This is a genomic window from Paraburkholderia sp. 40, assembly GCF_050434105.1.
GTDB classification, from domain to species: Bacteria; Pseudomonadota; Gammaproteobacteria; order Burkholderiales; family Burkholderiaceae; genus Paraburkholderia; species Paraburkholderia tuberum.
Window position 1 is genome coordinate 1,195,652 of sequence record NZ_JBNPVY010000004.1, and the last position, 23,240, is coordinate 1,218,891.

A 23,240-nucleotide genomic window follows, 5' to 3' on the forward strand; every position below is an offset into this window, starting at 1 on the left:
TCGTCCGTGAATCCGCTACTCGACTCCCTTCAGCCCTATCCGTTCGAAAAGCTGCGCCTGCTTTTCAAGGACGTCACGCCGCCGGCCGGCCTTGCGCACATCAGCTTCGGCATCGGCGAGCCGAAACATCCAACCCCGCCGCTGATCCGCGACGCCGTCATCGATTCGCTCGGCGGCCTCGCCGCGTATCCGGCCACGCTCGGCTCGGCGCCGCTGCGCGAGTCGATCGCGAAATGGGTCGCGCAACGCTACAACCTGCCGCCGCTCGATCCGCTGACCGAGGTGCTGCCGGTGGCAGGCTCGCGCGAGGCGCTGTTCGCGCTCGCGCAGACGGTGCTCAATCCGCGCCGCGATGCTGACGGCGAGCCTGCGATCGTACTCTGTCCGAACCCGTTCTACCAAATCTACGAAGGCGCGGCGCTACTCGGCGGCGCGCAGCCGTACTTCGTCAACAGCGACCCGGCGCGCAACTTCGCGTGCGACTACTCGGCGGTGCCCGCCGACGTGTGGGCCCGCACGCAACTGCTGTACGTCTGCTCGCCGGGCAACCCGACCGGCGCCGTCCTCACGCTCGACGACTGGCGCGAGCTGTTCGCGCTATCGGACCGCTACGGCTTCGTGATCGCTTCGGACGAGTGCTACTCGGAAATCTATTTCGACGAGTCGAAGCCGCCGCTCGGCGGCCTCGAAGCCGCGCACAAGCTCGGACGCGGTTTCGAGCGCCTCGTGATGCTGTCGAGCCTGTCGAAGCGCTCGAACGTGCCGGGCATGCGCTCGGGCTTCGTCGCCGGCGACGCCGCGATTCTCAAGGCATTCCTGCTGTATCGCACGTACCACGGCACGGCGCTGTCGACCGTGTTCCAGAGCGCGAGCGTGGTCGCCTGGAGCGACGAGACGCACGTGCGCGAGAACCGCGCCAGGTACCTGCGGAAGTTCGCGACCGTCACGCCGATGCTCGCCGACGTGCTCGACGTGCGCCTGCCCGACGCCGCGTTCTACCTGTGGGCCAACGTCGAGCGCACCGGCCTCACGGACACCGAGTTCGCCCAGCGCCTCTACGCCGACTATAATGTGACGGTTCTGCCGGGCTCGTTCCTCGCGCGCGCCGCGCACGGCGTGAACCCCGGCCGCAATTTCGTGCGCCTCGCGCTCGTCGCCGACGTCGACGAATGCACGGCGGGCGCACAGCGGATCGTCGAATTCTGCCGCTCGCTCAGTGTCAACTGAGTGCAGCCTGAGCCTTGCTTGAGCTACACGGCATCCCCTTCTTCAGACTTCAACCCTTCAGATAATCACGCATATGTCGCAACAACTTCAGAGCATCATCGATACCGCCTGGGACAACCGCGCCGAACTGTCGCCGAAAGCCACGCCGGCAGAAGTGCGCGAAGCCGTCGCCCATGCGATCGAGCAACTCGATAAGGGCGCGCTGCGCGTCGCCGAAAAGAAGGACGGCGACTGGGTCGTCAACCAGTGGCTGAAGAAGGCCGTGCTGCTGTCGTTCCGTCTGGAAGACAACTCGCCGATGCCGGCCGGCGGCTACAGCCAGTTCTACGACAAGGTGCCGTCGAAGTTCGCGAACTACACCGCTGAAGACTTCGCCGCCGGCGGCTTCCGCGTGGTGCCGCCCGCGATCGCGCGCCGCGGCTCGTTCATCGCGAAGAACGTCGTGCTGATGCCGTCGTACACCAACATCGGCGCGTACGTCGACGAAGGCACGATGGTCGACACGTGGGCCACCGTCGGCTCGTGCGCGCAGATCGGCAAGAACGTGCACCTGTCGGGCGGCGTCGGCATCGGCGGCGTGCTGGAGCCGCTGCAGGCCAACCCGGTCATCATCGAAGACAACTGCTTCATCGGCGCGCGCTCAGAAGTCGTCGAAGGCGTGATCGTCGAGGAAAACTCGGTGATCTCGATGGGCGTGTACCTCGGCCAGAGCACCAAGATTTACGACCGCGAAACCGGCGAAGTCACGTACGGCCGCATTCCGGCGGGCTCGGTCGTGGTGGCGGGCAACCTGCCGTCGAAGGACGGCACGCACAGCCTGTACTGCGCGGTCATCGTCAAGAAGGTCGACGCGAAGACGCGCGCGAAGGTCGGCCTGAACGAGTTGCTGCGAGGCGATTGATGGCGCGCGGCACCAAAACCGTCGTCTACGGCATTCCGAACTGCGACACTGTGAAGAAGGCCCGTGTGTGGCTCGAAGAGCACGGCGTCGAGTTCGAGTTCCACGACTTCAAGATGGCCGGCGTGACCGAGCCGCTCGTGCAGGACTGGCTCACGGACGTCAAGCTCGACGCGCTGCTGAACCGCCGCGGCACGACGTGGCGCGCTCTGTCCGACGACATGAAGGCGGCCGCGGAAACGCAGCCGGGCGCGATCGCGCTGATGATCCACAAGCCGTCGGTGATCAAGCGGCCGGTGCTGGTCGTGAACGGGCGGGTGAAGTCGCTCGGCTTTTCGGCGGATGAGTACGCGGCGCTGTTTGTCTGAGCGCGGCGCTGAAGCGCCAGGCTCGAGCACGAGGTAGTCGAACGCGCGGCCTCGCGCCGCGCCATTCAAAGGCTGTTGCCGGCGGCGGTGCCCTCACCGCGAGCCGGCATTTTTTCATTTCAAAGTGGCTTGTACTGAATCCATGTCCGGCACCCTCGCCCTTACCGAACAACTGATCGCGCGCGCGTCCGTCACGCCCGACGATCAGCATTGCCAGCGTCTCCTGATCGAGCGCCTCGCCGCGCTCGGCTTCGAGCATGAGACGATCGAATCAAACGGCGTGACCAACCTTTGGGCCGTCAAACGCGGCGTCGACGGCACGCAAGGCAATCTGCTCGCGTTCGCCGGCCACACCGACGTGGTACCGACCGGCCCGCTCGAACAATGGCACTCGGCGCCGTTCGAGCCGACCCAGCGCGACGGCAAGCTGTACGGCCGCGGCGCGGCGGACATGAAGGCGTCGATCGCCGGCTTCGTCGTCGCGAGCGAGGAGTTCGTCGCCGCGCACCCCGAGCACCGCGGCTCGATCGCGTTCCTGATCACGAGCGACGAGGAAGGCCCCGCCACCGACGGCACCGTCAAGGTCGTCGAAGCATTGCAGCAGCGCGGCGAGCGCATGGACTACTGCATCGTCGGCGAGCCGACCTCGAGCGAGCGTTTCGGCGACATGGTCAAGAACGGCCGGCGCGGCTCGCTGTCGGGCAAGCTGATCGTCAAGGGCGTGCAGGGCCATATCGCCTACCCGCATCTGGCGAAGAATCCGGTGCACCTGCTGGCGCCAGCGCTCGCCGAACTCGTCGCCGAGCGCTGGGACGAAGGCAACGAATATTTCCCGCCGACCACCTGGCAGGTGTCGAACCTCCACAGCGGCGCCGGCGCGACCAACGTGATCCCCGGCCACGCGGACGTGATGTTCAACTTCCGCTTCTCGACCGCGAGCACCGTCGAAGGACTGCAAAAGCGGGTGCATGCGATTCTCGACAAACACGGCCTCGAATACGAACTGCAATGGACCGTGAGCGGCCTGCCATTTCTCACCCCGCGCGGCGAGCTGTCGAGCGCGCTCGCGCAAGCGATCAAGGACGAAACCGGCGTGGACACCGAACTGTCGACCACCGGCGGCACGTCGGACGGCCGCTTCATCGCGCGCATCTGCAAGCAGGTGATCGAGTTCGGTCCGCTGAACGCGAGCATCCACAAGATCGACGAACATATCGAAGTCGCCCATATCGAGCCGCTGAAGAACGTGTATCGCCGCGTGCTCGAACAACTGATCGCGTAACCTGGAACTTTGCGATGACGCTACCTTTTTGCACCGTCCGCGACCTGCTGCGTTATGCAGTGTCCCGTTTTAGCGAGGCCAAAGTGTCGTTCGGCCACGGCTCGGCCAATGCCTACGACGAAGCCGCCTATCTGATCCTGCACACGCTGCATTTGCCGCTCGACCTGCTCGAACCGTTTCTCGACGCACGCCTGACCACGGCCGAAATCGAGGCGGTGCTGAAAGTGATCGAGCGACGCGCCGCCGAACGCGTGCCGGCCGCGTACATCACGCAGGAAGCGTGGATGCACGGCTATCGCTTTTACGTCGACGAGCGCGTGATCGTGCCGCGCTCGTTCATCGGCGAACTGCTGCAGGACGGCCTGCAGCCGTACGTCGAGGACCCCGAGCAGGTCGGCGCGGTGCTCGAACTGTGCACCGGCTCCGGGTGCCTCGCGATCCTCGCCGCGCACGCGTTCCCGAACGCCGACGTCGACGCGGTCGATCTGTCCGCGCCCGCGCTCGAAGTCGCGACGCGCAATGTGCTGGACTACCACCTCGACGAGCGCATCGCGCTGTTCGAAGGCGATTTGTATGCGCCGCTCGCCCAGCGCCGCTACGATGTGATCATCAGCAATCCGCCGTACGTGAACGCCACGTCGATGCAGGAGCTGCCGGCCGAATACAAGCACGAGCCGGAGATGGCGCTCGCGGGTGGCGCCGACGGCATGGACATCGTGCGACGGATCATTGCGGACGCGCGCAACTGGCTGACCGAAGACGGCGTGCTCGTCATCGAGATCGGCAACGAACGCGAGCACGTCGAGGCCGCGTTCGGCGGTCTCGACCTCGTGTGGCTGTCGACCAGCGCCGGCGACGACAACGTGTTTCTGATCCAGGCCAGCGACTTGCCGGTCTGAGTCCGGCATGCTGACCGTTTGATCGTCGTTTCAAGCGCGTTTCTCAGGCAGGGTCACGAGCAATCGCCGCGATAGCGCGTGGCCTTGCCCGCAACCGCAGCCTGAGCCCGTTGCCCGACGCGTTCGCCGCAGACCACGGAGCGAGCCCGTGCCCGCCTCCGTTTCCTGAACCACGGCGCTTCGCCAACTGTTCGCGAGCTTATGTCATTCGACCTGCTTCACGTCGGCACGCTGGTTGTTGTTGCCCACATTCTCGGCATCATCGCGGCCGCTCACGCGATTCTCCATACCCGCACCTCGCAAGGGGCGATCGCGTGGGCTGTGTCGCTGGTCGCGATGCCTTATCTGACGCTGGTACCCTACCTGTTCCTTGGCCGCAGCAAGTTCGCCGGCTACGCGGACGCGCGCCGCGTCGAGAACGAGCTGCTGCGCACGCGCGCGCATCCGCTGGTGTGGGACACGCAGGCGTCGTCGGGCGGGGTGCCGACGCAGCAGCTCGGCTCGCGGCTCGTGCAGTCGCTGACGCGCCTCGGCGGCATGCCGTTCCTGCCCGGCAATACCGTGCGCACGCTGGTCAACGGCACGGCGACTTTCGAGGCGATCTTCGAGGCGATCGAGAACGCGCGCCGCTATGTGATCGTGCAATTCTTCATCGTGCGCGACGACGCGCTCGGCGACATGCTGAAGGACGCGCTGATCGCCAAAGCCAAACAGGGCGTGCGGGTCTACTTCCTGTATGACAGTATCGGCAGCTTCGATCTGCCGCACCGCTACGTCGCGGCGCTGCGCGCCGCCGGCATCGAGATGCAGCCGTTCGCCACGAACCGCCGCTTCGTCAACCGTCTGCAACTGAATTTCCGCAATCACCGCAAGATCGTGGCGGTCGACGGCGAGCGCGCGTTTGTCGGCGGTCATAACGTCGGGGTCGAATATCTGGGCGCGAAGCCGCCGCTGTCGCCGTGGCGCGATACGCACATCGAAGTGCGTGGTCCGGCGGTCGCAAGCATCCAGTTCGTCTTCATCGAGGACTGGTACTGGGCCACGCAGCAGTTGCCCGAGTTCGACGCGCCGGCCGCGGATTCCGTGACCCCATCCTTCGACCAGCCCGGCGACCACGGCGCCAACGAGCGCGCCGCGAACAACATGCACTGCCTCGTGCTGCCGAGCGGCCCGGCCGACAAGCAGGAGACCTGCTCGCTGTTTTTCGTTGAAGCAATCAACGCGGCACGTGAACGCATCTGGATCACGACGCCCTACCTCGTCCCCGACGAAGCCGTATTCGCTGCGTTGCGCCTCGCTGCGCTGCGCGGCGTCGACGTGCGCATCCTGATTCCGAGCCGGCGCGATCACCTCGTGGTGTTCGCGGCGTCGAAGCTCTATGCGTACGACTCGCTGCGCGCGGGCATTCGCATCTTCCGCTATCAGCCGGGCTTCCTGCATCAGAAGGTCGTGCTGATCGACAGCAGCGCGGCCGCGATCGGCAGCGCCAATCTCGACAACCGCTCGTTTCGCCTGAACTTCGAGATCATGGTGCTGACCGTCGACCGCGGCTTCGCGCTAGAAGTCGAGACGATGCTGCTCGACGACTTTGCCGAGTCGCGCGAAATCGACCGCGACGAGTACCGCAAGTCGAACGCGCTGCGACGCATGCTGATGCACGTCGCGCGGCTCTTTTCGCCGATCCTGTAGGCGTGCCCGCTTACAGCAGCGCTTCGATATCCCCGGTGATCGCCTCGGGCTTGGTCAGCGGCGCATAGCGCTTGACGACGTTGCCGTCGCGGCCGATCAGAAACTTCGTGAAATTCCACTTGATCGCCTCGAGACCGAGCAGTCCCGGCGCCTCGATCGTCAGATAGCGGAACAGCGGGTGCGCGTTCGGGCCGTTCACGTCGATCTTGTCGAACATCGGAAACGTCACGCCGTAGTTCTTCTCGCAGAAGCTGCCGATTTGCGCGGCGTCGCCCGGCTCCTGCTTGCCAAACTGGTTGCACGGAAAACCGAGCACCGCGAGCCCGCGCGCCGCGTACGCGTCATACAACTTCTGCAAGCCCGCGTATTGCGGCGTGAACCCGCATTCGCTCGCGGTATTGACGATCAGTATCACCTTGCCTTCGTACTTCGCGAGACTCGCTTCCGCGCCGCCGAGCGTGCGTGCCGAGAACGAATAAATCGATGTCATGTGCCCTCCTGTGAAAGCCGTCAGTCTATGCCAAAAGCGCTGCCGATACAGTTAGCCGGATGGCGGATGGCGGCCGCGCGTAAAGTGACAGCCGGGCCATCGGCGCCGCGCGCCCCGCAACGCGCCGGGCAGTCTAAAATAGCGGTTTTCTTCAGCCGGCCACGTCGTGATCCGCTTCAATCAGTTCAGCCTCGCACGCGGCACCAATCCGCTTTTCGACAACACCACGTTCACCTTGAACCCCGGTGAAAAAGCCGGCCTCGTCGGAGCGAACGGCGCGGGCAAGTCGACGCTGTTCGCCGTGCTGCTCGGCGAGCTGCATGCGGACGGCGGCGATTTCTCGATCCCGCCGACCTGGCGCATCGCGCACGTCGCGCAGGAAACGCCCGCCGTCGACAAAACCGCCCTCGCCTACACGCTAGACGGCGACGCCGAGCTGCGCGACATCGAAGCGCGCATCGCTTCGGCCTCCGCGGCGCACGACGGCGCGGCAGAAGCCGAAGCGCACGCCGCGTTCGCCGACGCCGACGGCTACACCGCGCCGGCTCGCGCCGAAGCGTTGCTGCTCGGCCTCGGCTTCACGCTCGACCAGACCCGCGAGCCGGTCAGCAGCTTCTCGGGCGGCTGGCGCATGCGCCTGAATCTGGCGCAGGCGCTGATGTGCCGCTCCGATCTGCTGCTGCTCGACGAACCGACCAACCACCTCGACCTCGACGCAATCGTCTGGCTGGAAGATTGGCTGAATCGCTATGCGGGCACGCTGATCGTGATCTCGCACGACCGCGAGTTTCTCGATTCCGTCTGCAACGTCACGCTGCATCTCGAGAACCAGCAGATCAAACGCTACGGCGGCAACTACTCGCAATTCGAAGCGCTGCGCGCGCAGCAGATCGCGCTGCAACAGAGCGCGTACGAAAAGCAGCAGCGCACGGTCGCGCATCTGCAGAGCTACATCAACCGCTTCAAGGCGCAGGCCACCAAGGCGCGTCAAGCGCAAAGCCGCGTGAAGGCGCTCGAGAAGATGGAGCTGATCGCGCCCGCGCACGTCGCGTCGCCGTTCACGTTCGAGTTCCGCACTCCCGACTCTGCGCCGAATCCGATGATGGTGATGGAAGACGTGCGCTGCGGCTACCATGCCGAAGACGGCAGCGAGATTCCGATCGTCGAGCGCGTGATGCTGTCGATCCAGAATGGTCAGCGCATCGGCCTGCTCGGCGCGAACGGCCAGGGCAAGTCGACGCTGATCAAGACGCTCGCGGGCACGCTCGAACCGTTGAGCGGCCACGTACGCGAAGGCAAGGGTCTGCGCATCGGCTACTTCGCGCAGCATCAGCTCGAAACGCTGCGTCCGGACGACACCCCGTTGCAGCACCTCGCGCGTCTCGCGCCCGACACGCGCGAGCAGGAGTTGCGCGACTTCCTCGGCAGCTTCAACTTTTCCGGCGACATGGCGACCGCGAAGATCGCGCCGTTCTCGGGCGGCGAGAAGGCACGCCTCGCGCTCGCGCTGATCATCTGGCAAAAGCCGAACCTGCTGCTGCTCGACGAGCCGACCAACCACCTCGACCTCGAAACGCGCCACGCGCTGACGATGGCGCTCGCGCAATTCGAAGGCACGCTGATCCTGGTCTCGCACGACCGGCATCTGCTGCGCGCGACGACCGATCAGTTCATGCTGGTCGCGAAGCATCGTCTGCAGGAATTCGACGGCGATCTCGACGACTACCGCGACTGGCTGCTGCAGCATGCGGCCGAGCAGCGCGCCGCGCTGAAGGCCAATGCTTCCGGTGCGTCGGACGCAGCGTCCAACGGCGCGGCAAGTGGCGACAGCAACGTCAATCGCAAGGAACAGCGCCGCCTCGAAGCGGAAACGCGGCAGAAGCTCGCGCATCTGAAGAAGCCGCTGCAAAGCCGCATCGCGAAGATCGAAAAGGAAATGGACGCACTCAACGCGGAGAAAGCGACGCTCGATACTTTCGTCGCCGATCCCGCGAGTTACGAACCGGAGCAGAAGAGCAAGCTGACGGAGGCGATCCGCCGTCAGGCAGACGTGAACGCGCGCCTCGACACGCTCGAAGCCGAATGGCTCGATACGCACGAGGAACTCGAACAGATCGGCTAGCGGCACCGCGCCGGCATCCACGGGAGCTTGGCTTTGTCATTTGCGAATTCAACGTCCGGGTTATCGGCCCCAGAATCCGTAGCTGCATCGGCAGCCGATGCGCCGCCGTTGCAAGGACTGCGCGTGCTCGACCTCACGCGTCTGCTGCCGGGTCCGGTGGCCGCGCTGCGCCTCGCCGAGCTCGGTGCCGATGTGCTGAAGATCGAGGCGCCCGGCGCGGGCGACCCGACTCGCACGATGATGCAGTCGTCGAGCGATCGTGTCGCGGGCCGACCCGGCGCGTTTTACCGGATGGTCAATCGCGGCAAGCGCGAGACGCGCCTCGACCTCAAGTCCGAAGCAGGACGCCAGGTGCTGCGCGCACTCGCGGCTGAAGCCGACGTGCTGATCGAGAGCTTCCGGCCCGGCGTGATGGAGCGGCTCGGCCTCGGCTACGCGACGCTCAGCGCAGCCAATCCGCGGCTCGTCTATTGCGCGATCAGCGGATATGGCGCGAGCGGTCCGTTCGCGGACCATGCCGGCCACGATCTGAATTACATCGGCTATGCAGGCGTGCTCGATCAACTGGCGAACCGCGACGGTGCGCCGATCCTGCCGAACTTCCAGATCGCCGATCTGCTCGGCGGTGCATTGAGCGCGGTCACGCAAATTCTCGCGGCGCTGTGGCATGTCGCGCGAGGCGGCGCGGGCCGCTTCGTCGATGTATCGATGACGCACACGAGCTATGCGCACAACTTCGTCGCGCAGGTGTCGCTCGTCAACGAAGGTGCGGCGCCCGCCGCGGGCAGTGGTCTATTGAACGGCGGTGTGCCCTGCTACAACCTCTACCGCACCAGCGATGAACGCTGGCTCGCGGTCGGCGCGCTCGAATTGAAGTTCTGGGAAACGCTGTGCATGGCGCTCGATCGGCCGGAATGGGCGACGCGTCACTGGAGCCTAGGTCAGGCGATCGGCGGTCCCGATGCCGTGGCACTCATTCAGGAAATCGCCAATCTGATTGCGACGCGCACGCTCGGCGAATGGGTGGAATCGCTGGAATCGCTCGATTGCTGCGTGTCGCCGGTGCTGACGCCCGCTGAAGCGGCCCAGCATCCGCTGTTCAATCCGCACGCGTATGCGGCGGTAGCCGCGAGCGCCGCCGACTCACACGACGACGGGGCCTAATGCGCGTGGCGCAGCCGCGACGCGGGCGCAATGAAGATCAAGGCCCGGTCAATCGAAAAACCCGCCGCCGTCAACGCCGCGTCGGCGTCTGCCTCGGCAGCGTTTGCCGCGGCGACTTTTCGTCGTCGTACAGCAGGTGCTTGCGGCCTTCCACATGGCGGCTGATCGTGGCACGCACTTCGGCGGCCGTTGCGTCTTCGGCCACCACCGCGCCGCGAGATCTGACCCGCGGTGTCGATCCACTCGACGATCCGGCAAGCGCCGCCCCACGGCTGATGAATCGGGGCGGAGACCCGGCAGCCGCGCACCTGGATGTTATGGTGGGCAGCGGTTTCACGAGACTGTTTCAAGGCGCGATCCTTTTTCGAGCATCAGACGGGATGCATATCGTTGCAGCTTAGAAAAAAGGTATGGCGACCAGGTTACAGCCAATATGAAGATATTTACCGGGCATTACAGGACCGCAAGCGTACAAAGTACTGGCGAGCCGTCCCGGCCCCCGCCTATTCGAGCGTGCGGACGCGGTCGATGGCCTGTTCGATCCGTTCGACCGCAACGACCTGTAAGCCTTCGATTGGCTGTTTCGGCGCATTGGCCTTCGGAATCACCGCCACCGAGAAGCCGAGCTTGGCTGCTTCCTTCAGGCGCTCCTGACCGCGCGGCGACGGCCGGATTTCGCCGGCGAGGCCCACTTCGCCGAATACGACGAGCCCCTTCGGCAGCGGCTTGTTGCGCATCGACGAATGGATCGCGAGCAATACCGCGAGGTCGGCGGCGGGCTCGGAGATCTTCACCCCGCCCACCGCGTTCAGGAACACGTCCTGATCGAAACAGGCGATGCCCGCGTGCCGATGCAGCACCGCGAGCAGCATCGCGAGCCGGTTCTGTTCGAGGCCGACCGCAAGGCGTCGCGGATTCGGCGCGTTGGCCGCATCGACGAGCGCCTGCACTTCGACGAGCAACGGCCGCGTGCCTTCCTGCGTGACGAGCACACATGAGCCCGGCACCGACTGCTCGTGCTGCGATAAAAACAATGCCGACGGATTCGCGACGCCGCGCAAACCACGCTCGGTCATCGCGAACACGCCGAGTTCGTTGACCGCGCCGAAACGGTTCTTGATCGCGCGCACGAGACGGTACGACGAGTGCGTATCCCCCTCGAAATACAGCACCGTATCGACGATATGTTCGAGCACGCGCGGACCTGCGAGCGCGCCCTCTTTCGTCACGTGCCCGACCATGATGATCGTCGTGCCCGACTGCTTGGCGATGCGCGTGAGTTGCGCCGCGCACTCGCGCACCTGCGCGACCGAGCCCGGCGCCGATGTCAAAGCATCCGAATAGACGGTCTGGATCGAATCGATCACGGCGACTTCAGGCCGTTGCTCCGTGATCGTCGCCTGAATTTTTTCGAGCTGGATTTCCGCGAGCAATTGCAACTCGCTTGCCTTCGAGCCGGGTTCGAGCAACGCCAGCCGTTGCGCGCGCAACGCGATCTGCGCGCCAGATTCTTCGCCGCTGATATAGAGCGCGCGTTTGTCCGCCGCGATTTCCGCGAGCGATTGCAACAACAGCGTCGATTTACCGATGCCCGGATCGCCGCCGATCAGCACCACGCCGCCCGGCACGAGGCCGCCGCCGAGCACGCGGTCGAATTCGCTGACGCCGGTGGAAAAGCGCGGCACGTCCGACGCGTCGATGTCGGCGAGACGCCGTACCGGCGTGCTCTTCGCGAGCGACTGGAAACGGTGACCGGACGGCGCCTCCGCGACCGATTCCACGAGCGTGTTCCACGTCTGGCAGGACGGGCATTGACCGGACCACTTCGGCGACTGTCCGCCGCATTCCCCGCAGATGTACAACGTCTTCGCTTTCGCCACGCGTTACTCCGCCCGAACCGGCACACGCGGCGCGACCGCGCACATCAGCTCGTAGCCGATCGTGCCGCAGGCCTGCGCGACGTCGTCGATGGGCAGCGCGGTGCCCCACAATTCCACGCGTGAGCCGACGTTGGCGGTCGGCACCGGGGTCAGGTCGACGGTCAGCATGTCCATCGACACACGTCCAACGATCCGTGTGCGCACGCCATCGACGATCACCGGCGTGCCTTCCGGCGCGACGCGCGGATAGCCGTCCGCGTAACCGCACGCGACCACGCCGATGCGCATCGGACCGCGCGCAGTGAACCTCGACCCATAGCCGACCGAGCTGCCTTCGCCGAGCGTCTGCACGGCGATCAGTTCCGACGCGAGCGTCATCGCGGGCTGCAGGCCCGTGCCGTCGATCGCGGCCGTCACGCCGGACGGCGACGCGCCGTACAGGATGATGCCCGGCCGCACCCAGTCGAAATGCGCTTCCGGATGCCACAGCGTCGCGGCCGAATTCGACAGACTGCGCGCACCGGCGATGCCCTGCGCGCCACGCTCGAACGCCTCCATCTGATGCGCGATGCCGCGCTCGGCATCGGCATCGGAAAAATGCGTCATCAACGTGATCTGGCCGACGCCCTGACAGGCGCGCGCACGTTCCCATGCGGCACGGAATTTTTCGACCGTGTAGCCGAGCCGGTTCATGCCGGTGTTCATCTTCAACTGAATATTGACCGGTTTCGACAGACGCGCCATTTCGAGCATGCGCAGCTGCTCGTCCGAATGCAGCGCCGTGGTCAAACTGTAGCGGTCGATTACGTCGATATCGGTCGGCCGAAAAAAGCCTTCCAGCAGAAGAATTGGGCCCGCCCAGCCCAATTCACGCAACTTCACCGCTTCTTCGAGGTCCAGCAACCCAAAGCCGTCCGTAGCGCGCAAACCGGGAAACGCGCGCGCGAGGCCATGCCCGTAGGCATTAGCCTTGACGACGGCCCAGATTTTCGATTTCGGCGCATAGCGCCGCGCGACAGCGAGGTTATTGGCGAGAGCAGCGGTATGAATCGTGGCGGAAAGGGGGCGCGGCATGGGATTTTTTCGTAAAGACACTTGCGAATCAGCGGCTTACAGGGCGTTTTCAGCGCTCGGCGGCCCGCTGGGCGGTGCGATCAAGGATTCTGCTAGTCCGAATCCAGCTATTTTCATGATATAAAGCCGTGCGCACAACCCATTTCGATCGGCATAAGCCCGGACGCATGACAAACGGCCGGGGCGGACAGACCGCAGCGAGGACAGCATCGCATCAGATGAAAAAAGGTTTTTACACCATCATGGCCGCGCAGTTTTTTTCGTCGCTGGCCGACAATGCGCTTCTGATCGCTGCTATCGCACTGCTGAAAGACCTTCACGCTCCGAACTGGATGACGCCGCTGCTCAAGCTGTTTTTTGTGCTGTCGTACGTCGTTCTTGCCGCCTTCGTGGGCGCATTCGCCGACTCCCGTCCGAAAGGACGCGTGATGTTCATCACCAATACGATCAAGGTGGTTGGCTGCATAACGATGCTGGTCGGAGCGCATCCGCTGATTGCGTACGGCATCGTCGGCTTCGGCGCGGCGGCCTACTCGCCCGCCAAATACGGCATTCTCACCGAACTGTTGCCGCCTGACCGGCTCGTTGCAGCGAACGGCTGGATCGAAGGCACCACGGTCGGTTCGATCATTCTCGGCACGGTGCTCGGCGGCGCGCTGATCAGCCCGCATATCGCCGCGCCGATTCTCAAATGGCACGTCCCCACCGTGAACACGCCCGCGGAAGCCGCGATGCTCGTGATCATGGCCATTTACGTGATCGCCGCGCTGTTCAATCTGCGCATTCCCGACACCGGCGCGCGCTATCCGCGACAGGAGCACGGGCCGATCCGCCTGATCACCGATTTCGCCGACTGCTTTCTCGTGCTGTGGCGTGACAAGCTCGGACAGATTTCACTCGCCGTGACGACGCTGTTCTGGGGTGCGGGCGCGACGCTGCAATTCATCGTGCTGAAGTGGGCCGAAGTGTCGCTGGGCATGTCTCTGTCCGAGGCGGCGATCCTGCAGGCGGTGGTCGCGGTTGGCGTCGCGTTCGGCGCGATTTTCGCGGCTTCGCGTGTGCCGTTGAAGAAGTCGCTGTCGGTATTGCCGGTCGGCATCATGATGGGTATCTCCGTGATGCTGATGGCGTTCTACACGCGCGATCTGTTTCCCCCGCACTGGGGCGTGTATTTTGGCCGCATGCACGTGCCGGGCTATCTGATTTTCGCGTATATCTTCCTGATGTTCGTGGGCGGCCTGTCGGGCTTTTTCGTCGTGCCGATGAATGCGCTGCTTCAGCATCGCGGGCACGTGCTGCTGTCGGCGGGTCATTCGATCGCCGTGCAGAACTTCAACGAGAATCTGTCCGTGCTCGTGATGCTGTGCCTGTACGCGGTGCTCGTGTGGCTCGACGTGCCGGTCACCATCGTGATCGTGCTGTTCGGCACCTTCGTCTGCCTGATGATGTGGCTCGTGATGCGACGCCATCAAGCGAACCAGCGCGCCTTCGATTCGGTCGCGCTGATCGGCGAAGCCAAGCACTGATCGGCTGCGCTGGGCCTGCCGCGGCACACACGAGCGCGCCCCCTTCTTCCTCGCTCGACCATGACTCAATCGATTCCTAATGTGCTGACGATCGCCGGTTCCGACTCCGGCGGCGGCGCCGGCATCCAGGCCGATCTGAAGGCCTTCTCCGCGCTCGGCGCCTATGGCGCGAGCGTGATCACCGCGCTGACCGCGCAGAACACGCGCGGCGTGACCGCGATTCACGCGCCGGACCCAGGCTTCGTCACCGCGCAGCTCGACGCGGTGTTCGACGACATCCGCATCGACGCGGTGAAGATCGGCATGCTCGCGAATGCGCCGATCGCGCGTGCGGTCGCCGACGCGCTGCGCCGTCATCAGCCCAAACACATCGTGCTCGATACGGTGATGATCTCGAAGAGCAATCACGCGCTATTACTACCCGATGCGGTCGCGGTGGTACGCGACGAACTGCTGCCGCTCGCCGATCTGCTGACGCCGAATCTGCCGGAAGCGGCCGCATTGCTGGGCATGCAACCCGCCGCCGACGAAGCCGGCATGGTCGAGCAAGGCGAAGCGTTGCGCGCGCTCGGCGCGCGCGCGGTGCTGATGAAGGGCGGCCATCTGAGCGCGACCGATAGCCCCGACTGGCTCGTGCAGGAAAGCGGCACGCTGCGTCTCGGCGGTCCACGCGTGCCGGTGAAGAACACGCACGGAACGGGCTGCACGTTGTCGTCGGCGATCGCGGCCTTGATTGCGCAGCGCGACGATCTCGCTAGCGCGGTCGCCGATGCGAAGGTTTATCTGACGGGTGCGTTGCAGGCGAGCGAGCGGCTCGACGTCGGCCACGGCGTGGGGCCGGTGCATCACTTTCATCGGTGGTGGTGAGCGACGTCATTGCTTCGCGTAACGCCGCGCGTGCTCGGGCCAGTCGTCGGGCACGATAAAACCGCGCGAGCGTTCAAGTACACGCCCCGTGTTGTCTTCGATGAATCCGGCGACCATCGTCGGGCCGTGTTGCGGTGAGATCTGCGCGGCGAGCGTGTTTGCGTCGACGTACCACGTGTCGTCCGCACCGGCTTGCGTTCGATATTGCGGCGCGAGCCATTCGAGCCGCGGCAACACTCGCCACCTGTGCGCATGCGCGCACGCGAAACCCGGCCAGTCGCGATGCGTGACCCACCAGCCGCGACCGTGCGTGGGATCGAGTTCGGCAGGATCGGCGGGCATCTCGCCATGCCGGTAAAACAGCCAGCCTTTGACGAACATCTGCGGCGTCCACGCGCCCGCATAGCCCGTCGAGGCAAATTCTTCGCGTGCGCTGAGCGGCAACTGATGATCGAGCAAATGCGCGAGCTTCAGATCGAGGCGGTCTTTCAGATTGGGGCCGACATAATCGGCGAGACGCGCCGCCTCTGCTCCATTCGCATCGCCCGCATGCAGATAGCACTTCACCGCGAGTTCCCAATGCAGTCGCGCGCCCTGGCGCGTGCGCACGAGGAAATCGCATTCACCGAGCGTGAGGCCCGCATGTCGTAGCGGCACACCCGCTGCGATCAGTTGCGTCGCCGGTCCATGACGAAGGTAAAAGCCCAGCAGGCGTTCGGCGTAGCGGCCAAGGCGCGTGATACGCGTTGCCGCGAGATCCTGACGCAGAAATGCCGGCGCGGCGTCGAGCGCGCGCAGCCAGTCGAGCGTGGCCTGCAATTCCTGCGGTGTGCCGAAAGGATCGGCGAGCGCGCCTGTGGGAAGCTGAGGGCGCAACAGATCGGGACTGAGCAGCAGCCACGCGAGATCGCGGACAGCGGGATCGCGCAGCGCATCGACAGAAGCATCGCCACGCAAACCCAGCAAGGTATCGAGAGGCGCCGCGCGGCTGACAGACGCGGCGGGCATGCGCGCCGCCGGTCCCTCGGGCATCGTCACTTTGATTCGTTCGACGGCACGCCGCCGTTCGCGAGCCATGTGGCACGCGCGAGGCACAGATCCGCCCAGGCCTTGGCCTTGTCGGGCAGGCTACGCAGCAGATAGGCCGGGTGATAGGTGACGATCACCGGTACGCCCTCGTACGTGTGCACGCGGCCGCGCAACGACGAAATGCTCGCGTCGGTCTTGAGCAGACTTTGCGCGGCGAAACGGCCGAGCGCGACGATCAGCTTCGGCTTCACGAGCGACACCTGACGCTGTAGATAAGGTTCACAACGCGCGACTTCGTCCGGCTGCGGATTGCGATTGCCAGGCGGCCGGCACTTGATCACGTTCGCGATATACACGTTGGTGCCGCGCGCGAGCGCGAGCGAGTGCAGCATGTTGTCGAGCAGCTTGCCGGCCTGGCCAACGAACGGTTCGCCTTGACGGTCCTCGTTCTCGCCGGGCGCTTCGCCGATCAGCATCCAGTCGGCCTCGTGATCGCCGACGCCGAACACCGTGTTCGTGCGCTTCTCGCACAGCCGGCACGCCTCGCATCCGGCGACGCGCTCGGCGAGCGCGTCCCAGTCGAGTGTGTGGGTAGACGGCAGCGCGGGCGCGTCGCGGCGCGCTTCGGCGGGCGCGGGGGCCGATGCGGCTGGATCGTCGAACCACGCGAAGTCGTCCTCGGAAGCGGCGTCGAAAGTCGGCGGGGCTGAAAAGTCAGTTTGCGATTCTGATGTTTCGCGCTGCGTTGCAGTTTCGTCGAAGCGCGGCGTGGATTCGCGCTGCACTTGCGACGGCTGCACCTCGGCGGACGCGCGCAGCGGTTCGCGCGAGGTCTGCGTCGCAGGCTCCGCGCGACGCAAGTCTTCTGCGTGTTCCCGCAGCGACTGCAGCGCATCACTCTGCCCGCCCTCCTCTCGCGCCGCGAGTCCGCGACGCACCCACAACGGCGCGAGTCCGAATTCTTCGAGCACCGATTCATGCAGCGCCATCTGCGCCCTCCGTGGCTAATGACAGACGCATCACGATCGCGTCCTCCCGGCCGCGATGCCGCGCCGGATAATAATTTTTGCGCCGGCCGATCGACGCGAAGCCGAAGCGCTCGTACAACCGGATCGCCCGATGATTCGACGGCCGCACTTCGAGCAGCAGCCCCTCGAGCCTCTCCGCGTGCGTGATGCGCACCGCCTCGCGCAGCAGCGCGAGGCCGGCGCCGGCGCCTTGTGCTTGCGGCGTGACGCACAGATTCAGCAGATGCATTTCATCGACGACTGGCATCAGCACGCAGTAGCCGATCAACGTCCCCGTCACGTGACGCAGACAGACGCCGAAATAGCCATTGCGCAGCGAGTCGCCGAAGTTGCCGCGGCTCCACGGAAACTCATACGCAAGTTTCTCGATCGCGGCGACTTCGTCCAGGTCGCTTTCGGTCATCGGCGACATGTAGCGGTCCGTGAGCAGCACGCCGCTCATGGGCGCGCCTCGTCGTGGGACGGTTCGCCGGAGCCGCCATCGGGTGCGTGCTGCGCGGACTGCTCGGCGCTATGAGCCGCTTTGGCTGATTTCGCCGCTTTGTCGGCCATGCGCTCTGCGGTCGTCTGCGCGACCTTGTCGCGCACGTACTCGGGTGCGGCCTGATCGGCGCGCACCGTGCGGCCCGCATGAAACGCGCGCAGCGCCGCGTACGCGAGCGGCAACGCATGGGGCAACGCTTCGCCATCGACGCTCCGCGCGGCCGCGACCGCCGGCAAGCGCTCGCCGAACGCGGCGGCCGCGTTGCCGGCGAGTGTGAACGGCACGTCGGGCAGCACGAGCCGCTCGGGTGCATCGAGCGTCGCCGTCTGCACGGTGCGCCATTCGTGTCGCGTGTCGTCCCACGCGTAGTCGGCCCAGTAGATTTCGTCCATGCGCGCGTCGAGCGCGGCGAGCACGCGCGTCGTCGACGGATCGCGCAGGCGGGCGCTCTCCGCGCACGCGAGCAGCGTGCCGATCGGTACGACCGGCAGGTTCAGGCCGAACGCGAGGCCTTGGGCGACGCCGGTCGCCGTACGCAGCCCGGTGAACGAACCCGGACCCGAGCCGAACGCGATCGCGTCGCAATCCGCCAGCGTGAGGCCGGCTTCGTCGAACAGTTCGCGGATCGCCGGCAGCAGGCGGGTACTGGACACCACGCCGGTTTGTTCGTGGCGAACCCAGACGCGCGGTTCGGCGCTGGGCTGACCGGCGGCATCGACGGACGCGGACACGAGCGCCGCCGAGCAGAACTCGGTCGATGTATCAAGGGCGAGGAGCACTGTTTGAGTCATGGACCGTATTGTAATCGGCGCGGTGCCCCTGAATCGTGGTTTGCGCGGCCGCGCCGCCCGGCTTCGCGGCCGTCATCGTTTGGAATAAGCCCTCGGTCCCGGGGCGGCGGGCAATTGATATGATTTTCGGCCGATCTCATCTATCCCGCCACGCGGGCCAAACGACCATGACCGACATCAATTCCCAGTTCGAGCAAGCCCAGCAAGACGTCAAGCAACTGCCCGAGCGTCCGGGCAACCTGACGCTGCTGCGTCTCTATGCGCTCTTCAAGCAGGCGAGCGAAGGCGACGTGCACGGCGACAAGCCGGGCTTCACCGACATCGTCGGCAAATACAAGTACGATGCATGGGCGGCGCTCAAGGGCACCACGCAGGACGCTGCGATGCAGCAATACGTCGAACTCGTCGAATCGCTGAAGAGCGGCACCGCGGCCTGAATTTCCGGCGCGCCAATCATCTGCCGAAATGGCCGTCTGGCAATGCTGCGGCATCGCGGCGATTTCGGACACGAAGCTCCGGGCCGCCGCCCTCACTCGCCTACTTCATTCCGGCACTTTTCTTCTGTCGGAATTGCCTGAATGGTGGCGCAGTGCAGCAAATGTCGCTATAATGCCGCCTGCGCTTCACTGCTTTGCCCGTTTTTTCCAGCGGTCCTCGCGGCGCAGCGTCCATAGCGTTTGCTCCAATCCAGTTTAGAACCTGTCCCCTTCTGCCTAGCCCGCTCCGGGCTCAAGTCCCAGGCTGGCGACTCGCCATGTTGGCACGTCGCATCCGATACAGCTTCTAACGAAAAACTCGCCTTCATTGTCGCGAGTTGCCCCCGTTTTTCGATTTGCTCGCTGCTGTTTTGCTCGCTGAATCCGACGACTTGGGTATGCCGATTGGCGTTGACGTTTTCATCCGATGAACCACCCAGGATCGTTTTCAAGGATTCACATGACTTTGAGCAACACCCCCAGCAGCCCGTTGAACACCATCGCCGACGAAGCACTCGGTCTTTCGCCCGCCGCTCCCGAAGCCGCCGCGCAGGCTGACGCCAAGCCGACCTTCGCGTCGCTCGGCCTGTCCGCGGACGTCGTTTCCGCGCTGACCGCCGCCGGCTACGAGCACCCGACACCGGTGCAGCAACGCGCGGTGCCAGCAGGTATCGCCGGCCGCGATCTGCTGGTTTCGAGCCCGACCGGCTCGGGCAAGACCGCCGCGTTCATGCTGCCCGCCATCGAGCGCTTCTCGCAGCTGCAAAAGACGCAGGCGAGCCAGCCGCGCGAACCGCGCCCGGTCGACGGTGGCCGCGGCCGTCGTCCGCAGCCGGTTGCGCGTCCTACCATGCTGGTGCTGACCCCGACCCGCGAACTGGCGATGCAGGTCACGACCGCCGCCGCGACGTATGGCAAGCACCTGAAGCGCCTGCGCACCGTCAGCATTCTCGGCGGCGTCGCTTATGGCCAGCAGCTGATGCTGCTCGCGAAGAACCCTGAAATCCTCGTCGCGACGCCGGGCCGTCTGATCGACCACCTCGAGCGCGGCCGCATCGATCTGTCGCAACTGCAGATCCTCGTGCTCGACGAAGCCGACCGCATGCTCGACATGGGCTTCATCGACGACATCGACACGATCGTCGCCGAAACGCCGGCTACGCGTCAGACCATGCTGTTCTCCGCCACGCTCGACGGCAAGATCGGCTCGCTGACCGGCCGTCTGTTGAAGGACCCGGAGCGGATCGAGATCGTCCAGCGCATGGAACAGCGCACCAACATCGCGCAAACCGTCCACTACGTCGATGACCGCGATCACAAGGACCGTCTGCTCGACCATCTGCTGCGTGACGACGGCCTCGACCAGGCGATCGTCTTCACGGCCACCAAGATGGACGCCGACCAGCTGGCGGGCCGTCTGGCCGACGCCGGCTTCGAATCGGCCGCGCTGCACGGCGACCTGCCGCAAGGCGCGCGTAACCGCACGATCCGCGCACTGCGCGAGCGCCGCGTGCGCGTGCTGGTTGCGACCGACGTCGCCGCTCGCGGTATCGACATCCCGGGCATCACGCACGTGTTCAACTACGACCTGCCGAAGTTCGCCGAAGACTACGTGCACCGCATCGGCCGTACCGGCCGTGCGGGTCGCTCGGGTATCGCCGTGAGCCTCGTGCATCACGCCGAACAGGGCGCATTGAAGCGCATCGAGCGCTTCGTGCGCACGCCGCTTCCGGTCAACGTCGTCGAAGGCTTCGAGCCGCGCAAGGCGCCGCCCTCGGGCAATGGCCGTCCTGGCTTCGGCGGCCGCGGCCGTCCCGGTGGTAACGGCCGTCGCTTCGGCAGCGGCTCGGGCAAGCCGGGCGGCTATGGCGGCTCGCGCAGCGGTAACGGTACTGGCAATGGCAATGGCAATGGCAATGGCAATGGCTGGGGTAACAAGTCGGCCGGCGGTTCGCGCGAAGGCTTCGGCGGTGGCTCGCGCGACGGCTACGGTTCGCGTGACGGCTACGGCGCGCGCCGCAACGACGGTCCCCGTTCGGCACGTCGCGGCAGCTAATAGCGACCCACCTGACCGACCGGATGGCTTCGCGCCGTCCGTGACACTGAAGAAAACCGGCGCTCGGGCGCCGGTTTTTTTTCGTCTGTCGACTGGCCGCCCCAAATTTCACGATGTAAAAAATTTTTTTGCGTCGTAAAAAATCATGCTGCAAAGCACAAGAAGGACTATTGCAACAGGGAAAATATCGTTTCTTATCGTGAAACGCAGGTATCAAGTCATTGATTTTATATAAAAATAAATATTGGGAAAACGCTTTGCGGCGTCTATTGCGCGTCCTTCGATTTGCCTAGACTCTTATATAAGACTTCACGAAACAGAACGCCTCTCCGGGCCCGACGCTTCGAGAAGACAGAGTCACCCATCCTCCATAACTGGCATCGAAGGAGCACATCATGACCATGACCCGCGAACAGCAAGTGCAACAACTCAAGCAGCAATGGGAAGCGGACCCGCGTTGGAAAGGTGTCAAACGCACCTACTCGGCCGAAGACGTGGTCCGTCTGCGCGGCTCGGTGCAGCCCGAGCACACGCTCGCGAAGCGCGGCGCGGAAAAGCTGTGGGCCGCCGTCAACAACGAGCCGTTCGTCAATTCGCTCGGCGCGCTGACCGGCAACCAGGCGATGCAACAGGTGAAGGCTGGTCTGAAGGCAATCTATCTGTCGGGCTGGCAGGTTGCGGGCGATGCCAACGTCGCCGGTGAAATGTACCCGGACCAGTCGCTGTATCCGGCCAACTCGGTGCCGCTCGTCGTCAAGCGCATCAACAACACGCTGACGCGCGCCGACCAGATCCAGTGGTCGGAAGGCAAGAACCCGGGCGATGAAGGCTACGTCGATTACTTCGCGCCGATCGTGGCCGACGCGGAAGCCGGTTTCGGCGGCGTGCTGAACGCGTTCGAACTGATGAAGGCGATGATCGAAGCGGGCGCGTCCGGCGTGCACTTCGAAGACCAGCTCGCATCGGTCAAGAAGTGCGGTCACATGGGTGGCAAGGTGCTCGTGCCGACCCGCGAAGCCGTCGCGAAGCTGACAGCCGCGCGTCTGGCTGCCGATGTGTCGGGCGTGCCGACCGTGCTGCTCGCCCGCACCGACGCGGAAGCCGCCGACCTCGTGACCTCGGACATCGACGACAACGACCGCCCGTTCCTGACCGGCGAGCGTACCGTCGAAGGCTTCTATCGCACGAAGCCCGGTCTCGAACAGGCAATCTCGCGCGGCCTCGCCTATGCGCCGTACGCAGACATGATCTGGTGCGAAACCGGCAAGCCGGACCTCGAGTTCGCCAAGAAATTCGCCGACGCGATCCACAAGGAGTACCCGGACCAACTGCTGTCGTACAACTGCTCGCCGTCGTTCAACTGGAAGAAGAACCTCGACGACGCGACGATCGCGAAGTTCCAGCGCGAACTCGGCGCGATGGGCTACAAGTTCCAGTTCATCACGCTGGCCGGCTTCCACGCGCTGAACTACTCGATGTTCAACCTCGCGTACGGCTATGCGCGCAACCAGATGACCGCGTTCGTCGAAATGCAGCAGGCGGAGTTCGCGGCGGCCGAAAAGGGCTTCACCGCGGTCAAGCATCAGCGCGAAGTCGGCACCGGCTACTTCGACGCGGTCACGCAGACGGTCGAGCGCGAAGCATCGACGACCGCGCTGCACGGTTCGACGGAAAACGAGCAGTTCTTCGACAAGAAGGTCGCCTGAGATCAACCAGTGGGGTTATGCAGTCCCGTGGCCTGAGCGCAGGAACGATCGGCAAACGTCGAGCGGCACCACCAGAGTGCCGCCGACGCAGGGAGGGCCGTGCCGTCCTGGATTGGCAGGAGCGTCAGCGCGAACGCCGACGGCCGGAGAGTCTCAAAGAAGCCAGCACGCGGCAAGCGTGCGG

General features: G+C 64.9%; 21 protein-coding genes and 1 pseudogene. 13 read left to right on the forward strand and 9 right to left on the reverse strand.

Translation table 11 applies throughout. The annotated features are described in order from the left end of the window. Positions 1–6: 6 nt before the first annotated feature. The 6 genes from dapC (at position 7) to cls (ending at position 6,363) form a co-directional block, all read left to right on the forward strand. Positions 7–1,227 carry a succinyldiaminopimelate transaminase gene (gene dapC / locus OKW28_RS27110; protein WP_429450302.1) on the forward strand — a complete coding sequence of 407 codons (1,221 nt, stop codon included), beginning with the start codon at positions 7–9 and terminating at the stop codon, positions 1,225–1,227. 73 nt (positions 1,228–1,300) lie between these two features. Beyond that, complete coding sequence (gene dapD / locus OKW28_RS27115) at positions 1,301–2,128, forward strand: 2,3,4,5-tetrahydropyridine-2,6-dicarboxylate N-succinyltransferase (protein WP_429450304.1); 828 nt, start codon at positions 1,301–1,303, stop codon at positions 2,126–2,128. Beyond that, positions 2,128–2,493 (forward strand): ArsC family reductase, encoded by a 366-nt coding sequence (locus OKW28_RS27120; RefSeq protein ID WP_429450307.1) that lies wholly within the window; start codon positions 2,128–2,130, stop codon positions 2,491–2,493. The genes dapD and OKW28_RS27120 overlap by 1 nt, the downstream gene beginning before the upstream one ends. Positions 2,494–2,635: 142 nt before the next feature. Next, complete coding sequence (gene dapE / locus OKW28_RS27125) at positions 2,636–3,775, forward strand: succinyl-diaminopimelate desuccinylase (RefSeq protein ID WP_429450308.1); 1,140 nt, start codon at positions 2,636–2,638, stop codon at positions 3,773–3,775. Positions 3,776–3,789: 14 nt separating this feature from the next. Then, positions 3,790–4,674 carry a 50S ribosomal protein L3 N(5)-glutamine methyltransferase gene (gene prmB / locus OKW28_RS27130; RefSeq protein ID WP_429450309.1) on the forward strand — a complete coding sequence of 295 codons (885 nt, stop codon included), beginning with the start codon at positions 3,790–3,792 and terminating at the stop codon, positions 4,672–4,674. A gap of 201 nt (positions 4,675–4,875) precedes the next feature. Beyond that, positions 4,876–6,363, forward strand: a complete 1,488-nt coding sequence (gene cls, locus OKW28_RS27135; RefSeq protein WP_429450311.1) for a cardiolipin synthase — start codon at positions 4,876–4,878, stop codon at positions 6,361–6,363. A gap of 10 nt (positions 6,364–6,373) precedes the next feature. Here the strand turns inward: cls and OKW28_RS27140 are convergent, their stop codons facing one another. Further along, entirely contained in the window at positions 6,374–6,853 is a 480-nt protein-coding gene (locus OKW28_RS27140) for a glutathione peroxidase (RefSeq protein WP_429450313.1), read from the reverse strand. Between the two features lie 166 nt (positions 6,854–7,019). On the opposite strand from OKW28_RS27140, the gene OKW28_RS27145 reads away from it, so the two are divergent. Both OKW28_RS27145 and OKW28_RS27150 read left to right on the forward strand, forming a co-directional pair. Beyond that, entirely contained in the window at positions 7,020–8,975 is a 1,956-nt protein-coding gene (locus OKW28_RS27145) for an ATP-binding cassette domain-containing protein (protein WP_429450314.1), read from the forward strand. Between the two features lie 108 nt (positions 8,976–9,083). Further along, positions 9,084–10,139 (forward strand): CaiB/BaiF CoA transferase family protein, encoded by a 1,056-nt coding sequence (locus tag OKW28_RS27150; protein ID WP_429450316.1) that lies wholly within the window; start codon positions 9,084–9,086, stop codon positions 10,137–10,139. 70 nt (positions 10,140–10,209) lie between these two features. Here the strand turns inward: OKW28_RS27150 and OKW28_RS27155 are convergent. The 3 genes and pseudogenes from OKW28_RS27155 to alr all read right to left on the reverse strand — a co-directional run bounded on the left by OKW28_RS27155 (position 10,210) and on the right by alr (position 13,093). Further along, a pseudogene (locus tag OKW28_RS27155) lies at positions 10,210–10,489 on the reverse strand (DUF2866 domain-containing protein). Positions 10,490–10,642: 153 nt separating this feature from the next. Beyond that, the gene (gene radA, locus OKW28_RS27160; RefSeq protein WP_184056927.1) at positions 10,643–12,019 is read right to left on the reverse strand and encodes a DNA repair protein RadA; all 1,377 of its coding nucleotides are present in this window, start codon (positions 12,017–12,019) and stop codon (positions 10,643–10,645) included. Positions 12,020–12,022: 3 nt separating this feature from the next. Beyond that, complete coding sequence (gene alr / locus OKW28_RS27165) at positions 12,023–13,093, reverse strand: alanine racemase (RefSeq protein WP_429450317.1); 1,071 nt, start codon at positions 13,091–13,093, stop codon at positions 12,023–12,025. A 218-nt stretch (positions 13,094–13,311) separates the two neighbouring features. Here alr and lplT point away from each other — a divergent pair, with 218 nt between their 5' ends. Continuing rightward, on the forward strand, positions 13,312–14,619 hold the full coding sequence (lplT, locus tag OKW28_RS27170; protein ID WP_429450319.1) for a lysophospholipid transporter LplT: 1,308 nt from the start codon (positions 13,312–13,314) through the stop codon (positions 14,617–14,619). 60 nt (positions 14,620–14,679) lie between these two features. Further along, complete coding sequence (thiD, locus tag OKW28_RS27175) at positions 14,680–15,486, forward strand: bifunctional hydroxymethylpyrimidine kinase/phosphomethylpyrimidine kinase (protein WP_184056933.1); 807 nt, start codon at positions 14,680–14,682, stop codon at positions 15,484–15,486. A gap of 6 nt (positions 15,487–15,492) precedes the next feature. Here the strand turns inward: thiD and OKW28_RS27180 are convergent, their stop codons facing one another. The 4 genes from OKW28_RS27180 to tsaB are packed head-to-tail and all read right to left on the reverse strand — an operon-like array spanning position 15,493 to position 18,818. Continuing rightward, positions 15,493–16,518, reverse strand: coding sequence for a DUF1853 family protein (locus tag OKW28_RS27180; RefSeq protein ID WP_429454467.1), 1,026 nt, complete (start codon positions 16,516–16,518; stop codon positions 15,493–15,495). A 2-nt stretch (positions 16,519–16,520) separates the two neighbouring features. Further along, positions 16,521–17,504 (reverse strand): uracil-DNA glycosylase, encoded by a 984-nt coding sequence (locus OKW28_RS27185; protein ID WP_429450321.1) that lies wholly within the window; start codon positions 17,502–17,504, stop codon positions 16,521–16,523. Beyond that, positions 17,491–17,985, reverse strand: a complete 495-nt coding sequence (gene rimI, locus OKW28_RS27190) for a ribosomal protein S18-alanine N-acetyltransferase (RefSeq protein ID WP_018417621.1) — start codon at positions 17,983–17,985, stop codon at positions 17,491–17,493. Before rimI ends, OKW28_RS27185 begins: the two co-directional genes overlap by 14 nt. Continuing rightward, a complete protein-coding gene (gene tsaB, locus OKW28_RS27195; protein WP_429450323.1) occupies positions 17,982–18,818 on the reverse strand; it encodes a tRNA (adenosine(37)-N6)-threonylcarbamoyltransferase complex dimerization subunit type 1 TsaB in 837 nt (278 codons plus the stop codon). The genes rimI and tsaB overlap by 4 nt, the downstream gene beginning before the upstream one ends. A 167-nt stretch (positions 18,819–18,985) precedes the next feature. On the opposite strand from tsaB, the gene OKW28_RS27200 reads away from it, so the two are divergent. Further along, positions 18,986–19,255: an acyl-CoA-binding protein gene (locus OKW28_RS27200; RefSeq protein ID WP_429450324.1), complete on the forward strand. Its 270-nt coding sequence runs from the start codon at positions 18,986–18,988 to the stop codon at positions 19,253–19,255. Positions 19,256–19,422: 167 nt separating this feature from the next. On the opposite strand, the gene OKW28_RS27205 is transcribed toward OKW28_RS27200, so the two are convergent. After that, positions 19,423–19,746, reverse strand: a complete 324-nt coding sequence (locus OKW28_RS27205) for a hypothetical protein (RefSeq protein WP_184049052.1) — start codon at positions 19,744–19,746, stop codon at positions 19,423–19,425. 8 nt (positions 19,747–19,754) lie between these two features. Between OKW28_RS27205 and OKW28_RS27210 the strand changes: the two genes are divergently transcribed. Together OKW28_RS27210 and aceA are read left to right on the forward strand one after the other, a co-directional pair. Continuing rightward, the gene (locus OKW28_RS27210) at positions 19,755–21,350 is read left to right on the forward strand and encodes a DEAD/DEAH box helicase (RefSeq protein WP_429450325.1); all 1,596 of its coding nucleotides are present in this window, start codon (positions 19,755–19,757) and stop codon (positions 21,348–21,350) included. A gap of 401 nt (positions 21,351–21,751) precedes the next feature. Beyond that, on the forward strand, positions 21,752–23,056 hold the full coding sequence (gene aceA, locus OKW28_RS27215) for an isocitrate lyase (RefSeq protein ID WP_187615533.1): 1,305 nt from the start codon (positions 21,752–21,754) through the stop codon (positions 23,054–23,056). Positions 23,057–23,240 lie beyond the last annotated feature (184 nt).

Bases quoted from the DNA above. Each gene is read 5' to 3' on its own strand.
- dapD (WP_429450304.1), top strand. From the start codon at position 1,301: ATGTCGCAACAACTTCAGAGCATCATCGATACCGCCTGGGACAACCGC.
- OKW28_RS27180 (WP_429454467.1), bottom strand. From the start codon at position 16,518: ATGCCCGAGGGACCGGCGGCGCGCATGCCCGCCGCGTCTGTCAGCCGC.
- prmB (WP_429450309.1), top strand. From the start codon at position 3,790: ATGACGCTACCTTTTTGCACCGTCCGCGACCTGCTGCGTTATGCAGTG.
- OKW28_RS27120 (WP_429450307.1), top strand. From the start codon at position 2,128: ATGGCGCGCGGCACCAAAACCGTCGTCTACGGCATTCCGAACTGCGAC.
- thiD (WP_184056933.1), top strand. From the start codon at position 14,680: ATGACTCAATCGATTCCTAATGTGCTGACGATCGCCGGTTCCGACTCC.
- tsaB (WP_429450323.1), bottom strand. From the start codon at position 18,818: ATGACTCAAACAGTGCTCCTCGCCCTTGATACATCGACCGAGTTCTGC.
- rimI (WP_018417621.1), bottom strand. From the start codon at position 17,985: ATGAGCGGCGTGCTGCTCACGGACCGCTACATGTCGCCGATGACCGAA.
- dapE (WP_429450308.1), top strand. From the start codon at position 2,636: ATGTCCGGCACCCTCGCCCTTACCGAACAACTGATCGCGCGCGCGTCC.
- OKW28_RS27140 (WP_429450313.1), bottom strand. From the start codon at position 6,853: ATGACATCGATTTATTCGTTCTCGGCACGCACGCTCGGCGGCGCGGAA.
- OKW28_RS27185 (WP_429450321.1), bottom strand. From the start codon at position 17,504: ATGGCGCTGCATGAATCGGTGCTCGAAGAATTCGGACTCGCGCCGTTG.
- aceA (WP_187615533.1), top strand. From the start codon at position 21,752: ATGACCCGCGAACAGCAAGTGCAACAACTCAAGCAGCAATGGGAAGCG.
- OKW28_RS27210 (WP_429450325.1), top strand. From the start codon at position 19,755: ATGACTTTGAGCAACACCCCCAGCAGCCCGTTGAACACCATCGCCGAC.
- alr (WP_429450317.1), bottom strand. From the start codon at position 13,093: ATGCCGCGCCCCCTTTCCGCCACGATTCATACCGCTGCTCTCGCCAAT.
- cls (WP_429450311.1), top strand. From the start codon at position 4,876: ATGTCATTCGACCTGCTTCACGTCGGCACGCTGGTTGTTGTTGCCCAC.
- lplT (WP_429450319.1), top strand. From the start codon at position 13,312: ATGAAAAAAGGTTTTTACACCATCATGGCCGCGCAGTTTTTTTCGTCG.
- OKW28_RS27200 (WP_429450324.1), top strand. From the start codon at position 18,986: ATGACCGACATCAATTCCCAGTTCGAGCAAGCCCAGCAAGACGTCAAG.